The 14146-nt window shown below is 54.0% G+C and carries 11 protein-coding genes and 3 tRNA genes; all 14 read right to left on the bottom strand.

Features of this window, described 5'->3' with window-relative positions:
- Positions 1-4: 4 nt before the first annotated feature.
- A complete protein-coding gene (gene acd, locus G7K71_RS10300) occupies positions 5-1168 on the bottom strand; it encodes a glutaryl-CoA dehydrogenase Acd (protein ID WP_166345991.1) in 1164 nt (387 codons plus the stop codon).
- A gap of 40 nt (positions 1169-1208) precedes the next feature.
- Entirely contained in the window at positions 1209-1982 is a 774-nt protein-coding gene (locus G7K71_RS10295) for an IclR family transcriptional regulator (protein ID WP_166345988.1), read from the bottom strand.
- 159 nt (positions 1983-2141) lie between these two features.
- The gene (locus G7K71_RS10290) at positions 2142-3344 is read right to left on the bottom strand and encodes a CaiB/BaiF CoA-transferase family protein (protein WP_166345985.1); all 1203 of its coding nucleotides are present in this window, start codon (positions 3342-3344) and stop codon (positions 2142-2144) included.
- 272 nt (positions 3345-3616) lie between these two features.
- A tRNA-Val gene (locus tag G7K71_RS10285) sits at positions 3617-3692 on the bottom strand.
- Between the two features lie 3 nt (positions 3693-3695).
- Positions 3696-3771: transfer RNA gene (locus G7K71_RS10280), tRNA-Glu, on the bottom strand.
- Between the two features lie 131 nt (positions 3772-3902).
- A tRNA-Ile gene (locus tag G7K71_RS10275) sits at positions 3903-3978 on the bottom strand.
- Positions 3979-4090: 112 nt separating this feature from the next.
- Complete coding sequence (rpoD, locus tag G7K71_RS10270) at positions 4091-5191, bottom strand: RNA polymerase sigma factor RpoD (RefSeq protein WP_207543829.1); 1101 nt, start codon at positions 5189-5191, stop codon at positions 4091-4093.
- Positions 5157-6968, bottom strand: coding sequence for a DNA primase (gene dnaG / locus G7K71_RS10265; RefSeq protein WP_166345982.1), 1812 nt, complete (start codon positions 6966-6968; stop codon positions 5157-5159). Before dnaG ends, rpoD begins: the two co-directional genes overlap by 35 nt.
- A 119-nt stretch (positions 6969-7087) precedes the next feature.
- On the bottom strand, positions 7088-8092 hold the full coding sequence (locus tag G7K71_RS10260) for a deoxyguanosinetriphosphate triphosphohydrolase (protein ID WP_166345979.1): 1005 nt from the start codon (positions 8090-8092) through the stop codon (positions 7088-7090).
- A gap of 59 nt (positions 8093-8151) precedes the next feature.
- Positions 8152-8769, bottom strand: coding sequence for a flavodoxin family protein (locus G7K71_RS10255; RefSeq protein ID WP_166345976.1), 618 nt, complete (start codon positions 8767-8769; stop codon positions 8152-8154).
- A 109-nt stretch (positions 8770-8878) separates the two neighbouring features.
- Positions 8879-9460, bottom strand: a complete 582-nt coding sequence (gene thpR / locus G7K71_RS10250) for an RNA 2',3'-cyclic phosphodiesterase (RefSeq protein WP_166345973.1) — start codon at positions 9458-9460, stop codon at positions 8879-8881.
- Positions 9453-10466 (bottom strand): HD domain-containing phosphohydrolase, encoded by a 1014-nt coding sequence (locus G7K71_RS10245; protein WP_166345970.1) that lies wholly within the window; start codon positions 10464-10466, stop codon positions 9453-9455. Before G7K71_RS10245 ends, thpR begins: the two co-directional genes overlap by 8 nt.
- A gap of 214 nt (positions 10467-10680) precedes the next feature.
- Positions 10681-13323: a pyruvate, phosphate dikinase gene (gene ppdK / locus G7K71_RS10240; RefSeq protein ID WP_166345967.1), complete on the bottom strand. Its 2643-nt coding sequence runs from the start codon at positions 13321-13323 to the stop codon at positions 10681-10683.
- Positions 13313-14119: a pyruvate, water dikinase regulatory protein gene (locus G7K71_RS10235; RefSeq protein WP_313884955.1), complete on the bottom strand. Its 807-nt coding sequence runs from the start codon at positions 14117-14119 to the stop codon at positions 13313-13315. The genes ppdK and G7K71_RS10235 overlap by 11 nt, the downstream gene beginning before the upstream one ends.
- Between the last annotated feature and the right edge of the window lie 27 nt (positions 14120-14146).

The raw sequence follows: 14146 nt of genomic DNA, 5'->3' as shown, positions 1-14146 counted from the left end.
GTGATCAGGACGAACGGTTGGCTTTGCGATAACCCAGAGCATCCTGGGAGATAATGAGCTTGTGGATGTTGCTGGTGCCTTCCACTATCTGATAGTATTTGGCGTCACGGAAGAACCGGGCCACGGGGTATTCCTCGGAGTAGCCGTAGGCGCTGTATATTCTCAGGGCATAATCAGCACACTTATTGGCGGCTTCACTGGCAAAAAGCTTGGCCATGGAGGTTTCCAGAGTGTTGGGTACCCCTTTGTCCTTCAGGAAGGCCGCCCGGTAGGTTAATAGACGGGCCGCTTCAATGTCCACGCACATCTGGGCAATCATGTCCTGGATCATCTGGAACTTGCCGATGGGCTGGCCAAACTGCTCCCTGGTATTGGCATATTCGATGGCGGCGTCAAGGCAGGCCTGGGCCACTCCCACTGCACCTGCGGCCGAGGCCAGGCGGGTGTTGTCCAGTTGCTGCATGCAGATGGCAAATCCCTGGCCTTCCCGTCCCAGGAGGTTTTCTTTGGGCACCTTGCAGTTTTCAAAAGTAATGGTACCCACGGGCGAAGACCAGTTGCCCAGTTTTTCAGTTATCGCTTCTACGGTAATGCCTTCACTCTTCATGTCCACGATGAAGGCAGACATGCCCTTGGCCCGCTGGGAGGGATCGGTATAGGCGTAAACGAGGGCTATGTCGGCTACAGGCGCTAAGGAGATCCACATCTTGCTGCCGTTCAAAACATAATAATCTCCCTCTAAAACAGCGCGGGCCTTCATGGACGCCACGTCGGATCCGGCGTTGGGCTCGGTCATGGCAAAACAACCCAGCAGCTTGCCGCTGGTGAGTCCCGGCAGGTACTTTTGCTTCAGTTCTTCGCTGCCGTGACGCCAGATGGTAATGGCCGGGCCAAGGGTGTTGGCCGCAAATATGATGCGCAGGGAACTGTGCACCCGGGCTATTTCCTCGGCCAGAATGGCTAAAGCCAGGTAGCCCAGCCCGTTCCCGCCGTATTCTTCGGGAATAACGCAGCCTAAAAAGCCCAGTTCCCCCATCTTTTCCACCAGATCCCGGCGAAAGCGGTGTGCCTTGTCGTCGGCATCTACCGTGGGCAGCACTTCGCTCACGGCAAAATCGCGGGCCAGCCTTCTAATGTCCTGTAATTCTTCCGGTAAATCGAAGTTCATAAGATCTCCTCCCCGGTGAGAAATTCATTTTTGCCCTTAGTCAGCCGGACAACCCCCTGGACGGCTGTGCTTGGGAATAACCCAGTTTCCGGGATAATGTTTCCGCAGCCCGCTTCACCTCCCTGATTAAAACCGGCAGCCGGTCTTCGGGAAAGCGGCTTTCTATGCCAATGATTCCTATGGAGGCCCTGACGGAGCCGGAAAAATCGTAAACCGGTGCGGCGATCCCTACGCCGTGGTCGAGATAGTCGCCGTAGGTGATGGCGTATCCCTGTTCCCGGATTTTTTTGATCTCCTCCAACAGCATTTTGGGGTTCAGGGACTCCTGGTCCTCTGTCATTTCTTTGATGTACAGGTGAATAAAATCATCATCCATGAAAGCAAGCAGGGCCTTCCTGGCCGCACCCCTGTGTAAGGGCACCTCCTTGCCGACAAGTTCCATAACTTTCACCGGATAAGGGCCTTCAAACCTTTCCAGGAAAATGCCCATCTTACCCTGAACAACGGTGAGATAGGAATCTTCGCCGGTACAAAGGGTAAGCTCTTTTAAAACGGGCAGGGCTGCCTTCCTCAAATCCAGCATTCCCCTGACCTGCAAGCCCATCTTCAGCAGCTGGGGACCCAGCCGGTAATTTTTGGTTTCAGGATCCTGTTCGACTATCCCAAATTCTTTAAATGTTTGCAAAAAACGATGGATGGTACTGGGTGGAAAACCCGTGAGGTGAAAAAGCTCCCTTATGGACAAGCCGTTTTCGGATCCTTTTTCCGAAATAGCCTGAAGGACAATCAGGCCCTTGCGTAGAGTGTTGCTCATCAGCATCAGACCATTTCATATAATGAAATTCATTCCGATAAATAGTGGAAATTTAATTTATCTTATTTAGACATTTCTTTCTTTTTTCCTGCAATCCGGCAAAAATACAAAAATTAAAGTTAATTTTTAGACCTCTAACTTCAGACCTCCGACTTCCATTTAGATTGCCCCGCACGCCTTTAGTTCTTCGATTTCGGCGGCAGTATAACCTAAACTCGAGAGGATTTCATGGGTGTGCTGGCCAAGAAGCGGCGGGGGCAGCCGGTACTCAATGGACATTTCGGAGAAGTTCAAGGGACTGCCAAGCACCTTGACTTTCCCCGCTTTTTCATGATCCATTTCCACCACCATGCCCCGGTGCAACACCTGGGGATGGGAAACCACTTCCGAAATGGCGTTGATCATCCCGCAGGGCACCTTGTGCTCGTGCAGCAAGTTTACCCAGTAGCTGGCCTCTTTCTGGATGAAAATCTCAGCCAGCAGCTTCTCCAGTTCATCCCGGTGTTTTACCCTCATCTCGTTGGTCACGAACCGGGGATCGTCCACAAACTTGAGGTCCAGGGCGGCGCAAAAACGCTGCCAGATGGCGTCGTTGCCCACGGCCAGGATGAAATACTTGTCCCTGGCGCGGAAAGCCCTGTACGGCACGATGGAAGGATGACCCGAGCCCATACGGATGGGATCCTTCCCGGACGCAAAATAGTTGCTGGCCATGTAGGTCAACCAGGAAACCTCCGTATCCATGAGGGAGATGTCAATGTACTGGCCTTTGCCGGTTTCTCTGCGGGCCATCAGGGCGCTTAAGATCCCAATAACGGCATACATGCCCGCTCCAATATCAATGATGGCCACGCCAATGCGTACGGGTTCGCCGTCCTTTTCCCCCGTGATGGACATCAGCCCGCCCTCACCCTGCATCAACAGGTCGTAAGCGGGGTGATCGCGGTAGGGGCCGTCCTGCCCATAACCGGACAGGGAACAGTAGATAATTTGCGGGTTAATTTCTTTAATCCGCTCGTAATCCACACCCAGGCGCTGCACCGTTCCGGGCAGGAAGTTTTCAATCATCACATCTGCCTCTTTGGCCAGCCTGTAGATGATTTCCCGCCCCTTGGGCGACTTCATGTTAACGGTAATGCTTTTCTTGTTCCTGTTGACGCTTAAGAAATAGGCGCTTTCCCCGTTAACAAAGGGAGGGCCCCAGCTCCGGGTCTCATCGCCGACCCCGGGCATCTCCACCTTGATCACTTCCGCCCCCAGGTCACCCAGAATCATGGTGCAGAAAGGCCCCGTCAGGACGCGGGAAATATCCAGCACCTTGACTCCCTCAAGGGGCAATTTCGCCTTTTTTTCCACCGCCATGCTGTCTCCCCTCCTTGTTCCAAATAATAAAATGGGTTCCAATAGATGAGTTATCATTTAGACAAATATTTGTTTTTTCCTGCTGTTATGACAAAAAATTTTTACTTAATATTCTTGAGAGATTTAAAGCGCTAGAAAGAAAAAAAAGAGCCCCCTTATTCAAGGGGACCCTGGTTTTACCGGTGTGCGAAAGTGTGCAATTTGCCTTTTCGCAATCTATCCAGCTATCTTCTATAGAGAAAGCCTCCCATTCAGGGAGGCCTTGATTTCACTGGTGGGCGATGACGGATTTGAACCGCCGACCCCATGCTTGTAAGGCATGTGCTCTCCCAGCTGAGCTAATCGCCCGTATGGTGACCCCAGCGGGATTCGAACCCGCGTTACCGCCGTGAAAGGGCGGTGTCTTAGACCACTTGACCATGGGGCCGTAAAACGGTCGTCAGTCGTCGGAAGTCAGAAGTCAGAAATAATTGCCGACTATATCTTTCATACCCAAAAAATGGCTTCAAAATCAATGATAATCTCTGACCTCCAACTTCCGACCTCCGACTTCCATTTTGGTGGGCCCACCAGGACTCGAACCTGGAGCCAGCCGGTTATGAGCCGGATGCTCTACCAATTGAGCTATAGGCCCACAAATTAAGATATGAGATGTGAGACTGGAGAACGGTGCATAAATGATTATACATAAAAACACAGCCCCGGTCAATGGCTTTGTGGAGAAAAATTATACCGGGGCTGGTGGTTTAATCTAAGTAGTCTTTAAGCTTCTTGCTGCGGCTGGGATGCCGCAGCTTGCGCAGAGTTTTCGCCTCAATTTGCCGGATCCGTTCCCGGGTCACCCCAAACTTCTGACCCACTTCCTCCAAAGTACGGGCGCGGCCGTCGTCCAGCCCAAAGCGCAGGCGCAGCACCTTTTGTTCCCGGTCGGTGAGGGTTTTCAGAACCTCCTCCAGTTGCTCCCGCAAGAGAGTATAAGAGGCCTCTTCCGCCGGCGCCCGGGCGTCCTGGTCCTCGATGAAATCCCCCAGGTGAGAATCTTCTTCCTCCCCAATAGGCGTTTCCAGGGAAACGGGTTCCTGGGCTATTTTCATGATCTCCCGCACCTTTTCCTCGGAAATGCCCATCTCCTTGGCGATTTCCTCCGGGGTTGGCTCCCGGCCCAGTTCCTGCAAAAGCTGGCGGGAAACCCGGATCAGCTTGTTGATGGTTTCCACCATGTGGACCGGTATCCGGATGGTCCTGGCCTGATCGGCGATGGCCCGCGTGATGGCCTGCCGGATCCACCACGTGGCATAAGTGCTGAACTTATATCCCTTGCGATAGTCAAATTTTTCTACCGCCTTGATCAGTCCCAGGTTGCCTTCCTGGATCAGATCTAAAAAGAGCATACCCCGGCCTACGTAACGCTTGGCTATGCTGACCACTAAACGCAGGTTGGCTTCCGCCAAACGTCGTTTCGCTTCCTCATCTCCCTGCTCCATGCGTTTGGCCAATTCGATTTCTTCTTCCGGGGTCAACAGGGGAATGCGCCCGATCTCTTTCAAGTACATCCTTACGGGATCGTCTATGGCGACCCCCTCGGGAATGGAAAGGTCCACATCCTCTTCTGCTGGCGGCTCCATAACGGCGTCATCTATAGGTTCCAGGTCCGGGATTTCCGGCACCACTTCGATACCCATACCGGCTAATTTTTCATAGATATCGTCAATTTGTTCCGGCGTTAAATCAATACCCTGCAGGGTATCCATAATCTCACTGTAGGTGAGGACGCCCCTTTTTTTACCCTTTTCGATTAATTCCCTGACACATTCAAGTTTGCTCAATTCGTCCCCCAATTTGCTCATTCCCCCTTTCCAACAAGGGTTTGCCGGTCTGTAACAGACTTTGCAGGTCACTTAAAATCCGGGCTACACGCCCCTGATCGCCAATCCTTTCGGCTTCAGCCAGTTCCTGTACCAGTCTTTCCCTTTTTTCCTGTATATTATTTCTTTGAATGGTACAGACAAGATCGGGAATTATTTTAACCGGGTCATCCCCGGGTATTTTTTCCATGAGCAATTGGCTTAATAAGTGTTGTTCTTCTTCATCCAATTCATGCATCCACGCAGCCGGATCAACCCGAACCGCTTCCCCCTCACGGCAGATAAACTGGTAAATCTGGCGTAAACCAGGGTCCCTGGGGAAGGATTCGCCCAGTTGCCGGCGAACCTCCTGCACATACCCGGGATAATGCAACAACAGCTGGACAAGGAGCAATTCCGCTTTATTTCGGGCGCTTGCTATTATATTATGCTTATTTTTAGCAATTTTATCCGGATTTGGCCATTTTTTTCCCGAGTTTCTACTAAATCGCTGTAAAGCATCTCTCACCGCTTCCCAGCTTAAGCTTAAACGGGCAGCCACCCGCTTAATACCCTCTTCCCGTTCCACTTCCCCAGGCATGGCAGCCAGGTTTGGTAGAACCTGGGCCAACAGGGAAGCGGTATCACCACCTTTTTCCGCCGCCCGGCTTAGCTTGTAGTCCAGCAGGGAGGTCGCCGTCTCCACCAGTTGCTGCCACTTCTCCCTTCCATGCTGCCTGATATATTCATCCGGGTCTTTACCCTCGGGAATGGTGACCACCCGCACGCGAAATCCAAGCTGTTGCAGAAGATCCAGCCCCCGGATGGTGGCAGCAACGCCAGCCGTATCAGCGTCATAAGCAATGACCACATCTTTGGTGTAACGGGACAGAAGATGGCCCTGCTCTGCAGTGAGGCTGGTCCCCAGGGAAGCCACCGCATTGTGAATGCCGTGTTGGTGAGCGGTAATCACATCCATATAGCCTTCCATAATGATGGCATAACCTTGTTCCCGGATGGCTGCCCGGGCCAGATGCAGGCCGAAAAGCAGCTGCCCCTTATTAAATACTATGGTCTCCGGGGTATTCAGGTACTTGGGCTGGCTGTCATCCAGTACCCGGCCCCCGAAGCCCACCACCCGCCCCTGGGCATTGCAAATGGGAAAGATCAGGCGGTTTCTAAACCGGTCGTAAAGCTTTCCCCGCTCCCCCCTGATCAAAAGACCCAGTTCCACCGCCCGGTGGGAAGGGCAGTTGCGGGAGGCAAGAAACTGCAACAGGGTATCCCATCCGGGAGGAGCATAACCCAGTTGAAAAATCCCCTGGGTATGCCGGGACACCCCCCGCCTTTCCAGATAGCTGCGGGCTTCCCTCGCCTCCGGCCGGTGGATGAGAAAGTGGTGATAAAAATCCCGCACCATGGCGTTAATTTCCCAGGCCTGCTCCTCCAGCCAGGCCCGCGACCCCTCCCGGGGCCCGCCAGGACGCGGTACTGTTATGCCGGCCCGGTCCGCCAACCTGTATACCGCCTCTGGAAAAGTCAGGTTCTCTTGAAGCATTAAAAATTTAAAGACGTTGCCCCCAGTGCCGCAGCCAAAACAGTAAAAGATCTGTTTGTCGGGGCTGACCGTAAAGGACGGATCCCTCTCCTGGTGAAAGGGACAACTACCAACATAGTTTTTACCTTTCTTCTCCAGGCGAACATACTCACCGATTAGCTGCACAATATCAGTTGCCAGGCGGACGGATTCCACGACATCGGCAGGGATCAGGCCACCCATGGGAACCACCCTTCCACATCCAGCCCAGGGGCGTCACGTCCCTCTGTGAATGAGGTATTCGCTATCACTATAGATTTTCCTCCCCAGACCTTCGACAATTTTTCTATCCTTCCGTTAACCTATCCCGGCGTGGGAAAGGCCCGGGGAATAAAGAGACGGGAAAATTGGGTAATGGCGAAATGGTCGGTCATGCCCGCAATGTAATCACAAACAACCCTTTCCACCCCCATCTCATCAACCCTCTTGAGTTGTTCCGGAGGCAGCGTTTCCGGATGCTTGGTGAAGTAAATATAAAGGTACTGGACCACGTTTTTTGCCTTGGATTCCTCTCTTTTCGCCTCTGAACCAATGTAAACGTGGGCAAAAAGGAAAGAGCGCAACTCATCTGTGGCCTGCTGGACTTCAGGGCTCATGGAGATCACCGGTCTTTCCCAGCTGTTGTTGATCAGGTCCAGCACCATGGTGTTAATACGTTCCCGGTGCGTGCGTCCTAGAACGTCCAGGCAGGGCTTAGGCAGATCCTCCAGGGTAAGAATGCCACCCCGGATGGCGTCGTCAATATCATGGTTAATATAGGCCACGCGGTCACAAATTTTTACCACCTGGCCTTCCAGGGTAAGCGGCCTTACCGGACCGGTGTGGTTTAAAATCCCGTCCCGGACTTCCCGGGTAAGGTTTAAACCCCTACCCCCTTCCAGTTCATCCACGATCCGCAAACTCTGCTCGTTGTGACGAAACCCGGGAGGGAAAACCTCATTTAAAGCTTCTTCCCCGATATGACCAAAAGGGGTATGCCCCAGGTCATGGCCCAGGGCAATGGCCTCGGTAAGGTCTTCATTCAGACGCAGTGCTTTGGCCACCGTGCGGGAAATTTGAGCCACTTCGAGGGTATGGGTAAGCCGGGTACGGTAGTGATCCCCTTCGGGAATGATAAAAACCTGGGTTTTGCCCTTTAAACGACGAAAACTTTTGGAATGGATGATCCGGTCCCGGTCCCGTTGAAAAGCCGTACGCACCTGACAGGGTTCCTCGGGGTACAGGCGACCGGCACTGGACGAACTGCAACAGGCGTAGGGAGATAACTGTTGTTCCTCCAACCTTTCCGTGCGTTCCCGAATGTTCACCTTTATCACCCCGATGAAAAACCCCCGGAGCCACGGGCAAAACCGGGGGCATGAAGTTTCTACCCGCCTGTTACCCGGGACCTATCACGCAGACCCCGGGTAGCCAGGGCTACTTCCACCACCCGCCGGGCCAGTATTCGCGCCCGCTGCAATCCCAGAGCATCCTCGCTGGCGGGTTCCTGGGCACAGGCCCCTTGATGCCCCGCATCATCCTCCAGGTAGCCGTCCCCCACCACGGTCATTCCCTGGCAAAGCATCATGTCGTGCATGGCCCGCAAGGCGGTTTCCTGACCGCCAAAACGGGCACCGCCTACGGTTAATGCCCCCCCGACAACATTTAAAAGAGCTTTCTCCCGGCGCAAAAGACGGGTACGGTCCCAAAAGGCCTTCAGGTGGGAGGATACGGTACTGAAATATACGGGACTGCCCATAATGATGCCATCGGCCTGGCGCATTAAATTAAACACGTCCTCCAAACGGGTTCCGGAAAAGCACTTCCCCGCACAGGGATCGGAGCAGACGGCACAATAGGGGACCTTTAATTCCGCCAGAACCTCGGACACCTGGCAAAAGACGAATTTTGCACCCGCCGCTTCTACTACTTCCCTGGTGGCCAGCAACATCTGGGCGGTACTGCCCGCCCGGCGAGGACTACCGTTAATAGCTAAAACCAGCATCTTCATACCCTCTCTTCAAGGACTTAAACTAAATTATTATACCTGAAAAAACAAATTTCCTTCCTTGAGATTTTTAAAAAAATATGCCTTGCCAAACAAATTTAGACCTTTAACGGGCTTCCAGGCGAATTTGAGTCATCAAGGTATATATAGGGCCGCCGCGGGTAAGCTCGCTCTGCATCAAATCTACCGAAGACACTTGAACCGTTCCAAGGTGAGTGCAGGCATCGCCAAGTTCACGCACCCGCACCATCAATTCCGGCACCCCCCGGGGAGAACGCAACCTGGCCAGCGTTAAGTGGGGAGAAAAGGGTCGACCCGGCAAAGGTATCCCGAAAGGCACCATGGCCTCGCCCACCAACCGGTGGATTTCCCGCAACTCGTCCCCTCCGCCGGTGACACCGGTCCAGAGAACCCGGGGACGCCGGGGGTCCGGGAACACGCCCAAACCACCCAACTGCACGGAAAAAGTCTTTTGGGTAAGCAACACCCTTTGGGCCGCGGAAATGAGGGCATTGATCATGGCAATCTCCACTTCACCCAGAAAGTGGATAGTTAAATGCAGGTTTTCCCTTTCCACCCACTTGGCATCAGCCCCGGTTCCTTGCAACTGCCTTTGGATCTCCCAAAGCCGCTCTTTAATTGTGTCGGGAAGGTTTACAGCCCAGAAAAGCCGCATGGTTTTACCCATTCCCTCCCTCCTCTTCCCCGCCCTTATACTCGCCCAAAATGCGCATAAAAGCCTCGACTACCCGGGGGTCAAATTGGCCCCCGGCGTTGCGCTTTAATTCGTTGATGGCCACCGGCACCGGCAATGCCTTGCGATAGCTGCGATCCGAGGTCATGGCATCAAAGGCGTCAGCTACGGCCAGAATCCGGCTGAGCAGGGGAATTTCTTCACCCCGCAACCCCCGCGGGTAACCCCGGCCATCATAGCGTTCATGGTGGGCCAGCACTACCGGAACCACATCCTCCAACCAGCTGATATGGGATAAAATAGTGGCCCCCTTTTCCGGATGGGAGGTAATCTGCTTAAATTCATCCGTTGTTAGGGACCCTGGCTTGTTGAGAATATTTTCCGGCACGCCGATTTTACCTACGTCATGCACGATACCGCATATGTAAGCCAGATCAACCTCTTTTTCATCAAGCCCAAGGGCCTCCGCAGTCAGACGGGCATATTCAGCCACCTTTTCACTGTGCCCCATGGTGTATTGATCCCGGGCCCCAATGGCTTCGGCGAAGGCATAGATGGTTTCAAACTGTTCGGAGACGGTGGTCAGGCGGTTCATTACCGTTTCCTTTAACAGCCTCCGGTCCCGGAGGAAATTGTGGTAGACGGCACAGACTCCCGCCACCCCTCCATCCCGGTTCCGCAGGAGAGAAGTATCAACCAGGAAAACTTTCGGCAGAACATGCAACGTGGTTTTTATTTCTTCCACACGCAAAGAAAACTCGCAGCCCGTTTCCAGCGTCTCAATTAAAGCGCTGGAATACCTCCCCTTGCGGTCAAATTTTCTCCCCTGGTAAAGGGTTTCAATCAAGGAACGGGAAATAACCTCTTCTTTTTTAACCCCCAGTTCCCCCTCGGAAGCGCTGTTGAGATAAATCAGGATTCCCCCGGTGTCAACAACCAGCACCGGACAGGGTAAAGCATCTAAAATCAGCCGGTCTAGCGATGCGGTTTCACCATCCATATTAGGTCCCCTTTCCCCTAAACGATAACCGCTTTAATCTTTCTCTTTTTGTCGCCTTTTTCCTGTAATCAACCCCCCCCAAAATTATTAACCCTCCCAAAGGGAGGGTGCAGTATCGTCAGAAATGACCCTGGGCGGCCGGTTAACTCATCACGGAAGACGCTCCTTCCGAAACACCGACCGCCCTCCTCACTACAGTTCTCAAGCGCTACTTTTAACCGTTCTTTACCCTGGCCTGGGCTGCGGCCAGGCGGGCAATGGGGACCCGGAAGGGGGAACAGCTGACATAGTTCAACCCGATGCGGTGGCAAAACTCAATGGAACCGGGCTCCCCGCCGTGCTCGCCGCAAATACCGATGACCAGATCGGGTTTGGTCTGGCGGCCCAAAGCCACGCACATTTTCATCAATTTGCCCACGCCGGCCTGGTCCAGAACGATGAAGGGGTTTTCCGGCAGGATCTTCTTCTCCACATACTCGTGCAGGAATTTGCCCTCGGCATCATCCCGGGAAAAACCAAAGGTGGTTTGGGTCAGGTCATTGGTGCCAAAGGAGAAGAAATCGGCTTCCCGGGCAATTTCATCAGCCAGCAGGGCCGCGCGGGGTATTTCTATCATCGTCCCCACGCTGTACTCAAATTCCACACCTGTTTCCTTCATTACCTGTTCAGCTACTTCGTCAACCAGCTGGCGAAGCAAAGCCAGCTCCCTGACCTCGCCAACCAGGGGAATTTCTACTTCCGGGAACACCTTTACGCCCTCTCTTACCAGCTGGGCCGTAGCCTGGAAAATGGCCCTGGCCTGCATGGCATAAACTTCCGGGAAGGTTATGCCCAGACGGCAGCCCCGGTGACCCAGCATGGGGTTGAATTCCGCCAGCACCCTTACCTTTTTCAGCAACTCCTCTTTCTTCCGCAGTTCTTCTTCATCGCCACCGGTGAGGCGCAGGCGGGTAATTTCCACGGCCAGTTCTTCCGCGTTGGGCAAAAATTCATGCAAGGGGGGATCCAGCAGGCGGATGGTAACCGGCAAACCCTCCATGGCCTTCAAAATCCCGTAGAAATCCCCCTGCTGCATGGGCAAAAGCTTATCCAGGGCGGCCTGCCGCTCCTGGGTGGTGGTGGCCAGGATCATCTCCTGCACTATGGGCAGACGGTCCGGGGCCATGAACATGTGTTCCGTGCGGGTCAGACCGATACCTTCGGCCCCAAAGGCCCGGGCTTTAGCCGCATCTTCCGGAGTGTCGGCATTGGCCCTTACGCCCAGGGTGCGGATCTCATCGGCCCACTGCAGCAGCTCAAGAAATTCGGGGGATAGCTCGGGATCGATCAGCGGCACCTCCCCGAGAATTACCTGGCCGGTAGATCCGTCAATGGAAATGACATCTCCTTTTTTGACCACCAGGTCATTGACGCGAAACTCGCCGGCCTCGTAATCAATGCGTATGGCCTCACAGCCGCAAACGCAGGGCTTGCCCATCCCGCGGGCCACTACTGCCGCATGGCTGGTCATTCCACCCCGGGAGGTGAGCACCCCCTGAGCGGCAACGATGCCGTGGATGTCGTCGGGGGTGGTTTCCGTACGAACCAGGATGATTTTTTCACCCTCATTGCCCAGCATTTCAGCCTCATCGGCGTCAAATACAACCTTGCCGCTGGCCGCACCAGGGGAAGCAGGCAGACCTTTGGCAATAACCTTTACGCTGCCCCGGGGATCGATACGGCGGTGCAGCAGCTGATCCAGCTGGGCGGGCTCAACGCGCATGACGGCCTCTTCTTTGCTGATCAATCCCTCATGGACCATATCCACGGCAATTTTCACGGCCGCCTGGGCGGTGCGCTTACCGGTGCGGGTCTGCAGAATGTACAGTTTTCCCCGTTCAATGGTAAACTCAATGTCCTGCATGTTCCGGTAATGTTTTTCCAGGCGCTCGCATATGGAGGCAAACTGCTGGTAAACATCGGGCATTTCTTCCTTTAAATCGGAAATTGGCCGCGGTGTCCGGATGCCCGCCACCACGTCTTCGCCCTGGGCATTAATCAAGTATTCCCCGTAAAGCTCCCGGGCACCGGTGGCCGGATCCCGGGTAAAGGCTACCCCGGTACCGCAATCATCCCCCAGGTTGCCAAAGACCATCACCTGGATGTTAACGGCAGTACCCAGGTCATCGGGAATTTTGTTGATCTTGCGGTAAACGATAGCCCGATCGTTGTTCCAGGAGTTAAATACGGCATAAATGGCCATGAAAAGCTGCTCCATGGGGTCCTGGGGGAAGGGTCGACCGGTCTCCCGTTCGATTAAGGCCCTGTACTCCGCGACCACCTGTTCCAGATCTTCGGCCGGCAATTCCTGGTCCAGGGTCACCCCCCGGCGCTCCTTGTATCTTTCCAGGATCCGTTCGAACTTGGTATGTTCAATGCCCAGAACCACATCACCAAACATATTTAGGAAACGGCGGTAGCAGTCAAAGGCAAAGCGGCGGTTGGCAACCCGGCCCAGGCCTTCCGCCGTTTCATCGTTTAACCCCAGATTGAGCACTGTATCCATCATCCCGGGCATGGATACTGGAGCACCGGAGCGCACGCTCACCAGCAAGGGATTGGCGGGGTCGCCAAACCGCTTGCCCGTTTTTTCCTCCAGCACACGCATCTTTTCCCGCACCTGTTCCTCCATCCCGGGAGGAAACCGCCGGTCATTAACGTAAAACTCCTTACAGGCCTCCGTAGTAATAATCATGCCGGGCGGGACAGGCAGGCCTATATTGGTCATCTCTGCCAAATTTGCCCCTTTGCCGCCGAGCAGATTTTTCATGTCCGCGCGGCCCTCTTCAAACAGGTAGACATACTTTTTACTTGACATGCCTTTCCCCCCTGTAATAAATTTCCAGCACGCGGCTGGCCGTTTCCTCTACCGCCTTGTTGGTAACGTCAATGACCGAACATTTTACCCGGCGCATGATTTCTTCCGCGTACTCCAGTTCCTGCAGTATGCGTTCCATGCTGGCGTAATTTGCCTTGGAAGCAAGCCCCAGAGCTTTCAGACGTTCCCGACGGATTTCATTTAGCTGCTGGGGTTGGATGGTTAAACCGATTACCCGGTGAGGCGGCAATTTAAAGATTTCTTCCGGTGGCGCCACCTCCGGCACCAGGGGAACATTGGCCGCCTTTATGGCCTTGTGGGCCAGGTACATGCACAAGGGAGTTTTAGAAGTCCGGCTGACGCCAATCACCACCACGTCCGCCCGCAAAATTCCCCGGGGATCTTTACCGTCATCGTACTTTACGGCAAATTCCACTGCCTCCACTTTACGGAAATAATCATCGTCGATACGGCGGACCAGGCCGGGTTCTAATTTCGGTCTTAGACCCCCTACCCGGGTCAAGGCATCCAGCATGGGGGTCAGTATGTCCACAGTAGGTATGTTGTACTTGCACGCTTCCCTTTCCAAAGCTTCCCGCAACTCCGGAACAACCAGGGTATAAGCTATGACACTGGGCCTGGTACTGGCTTCCTGTACAATTTCGACAATTTCTTCCACATCATGCACAAAGGGTACCCGGTGGATATCCCCTACACCGGAGTTGAACTGGCTGGCCGCCGCCCGGGCCACCAACTCCGCCGTTTCACCAATGGAATCGGAGATGATGTAAATCACCGGGTGTGTATTACTGGTCGTGGTAAT

Origin of the sequence: Desulfofundulus sp. TPOSR, from assembly GCF_011393055.1 — a bacterium.
GTDB classification, from domain to species: domain Bacteria; phylum Bacillota; class Desulfotomaculia; order Desulfotomaculales; family Desulfovirgulaceae; genus Desulfofundulus; species Desulfofundulus kuznetsovii.
The sequence above is the reverse complement of the archived record's forward strand: the minus strand, read 5'-3'. Positions and strand labels throughout refer to the sequence as shown.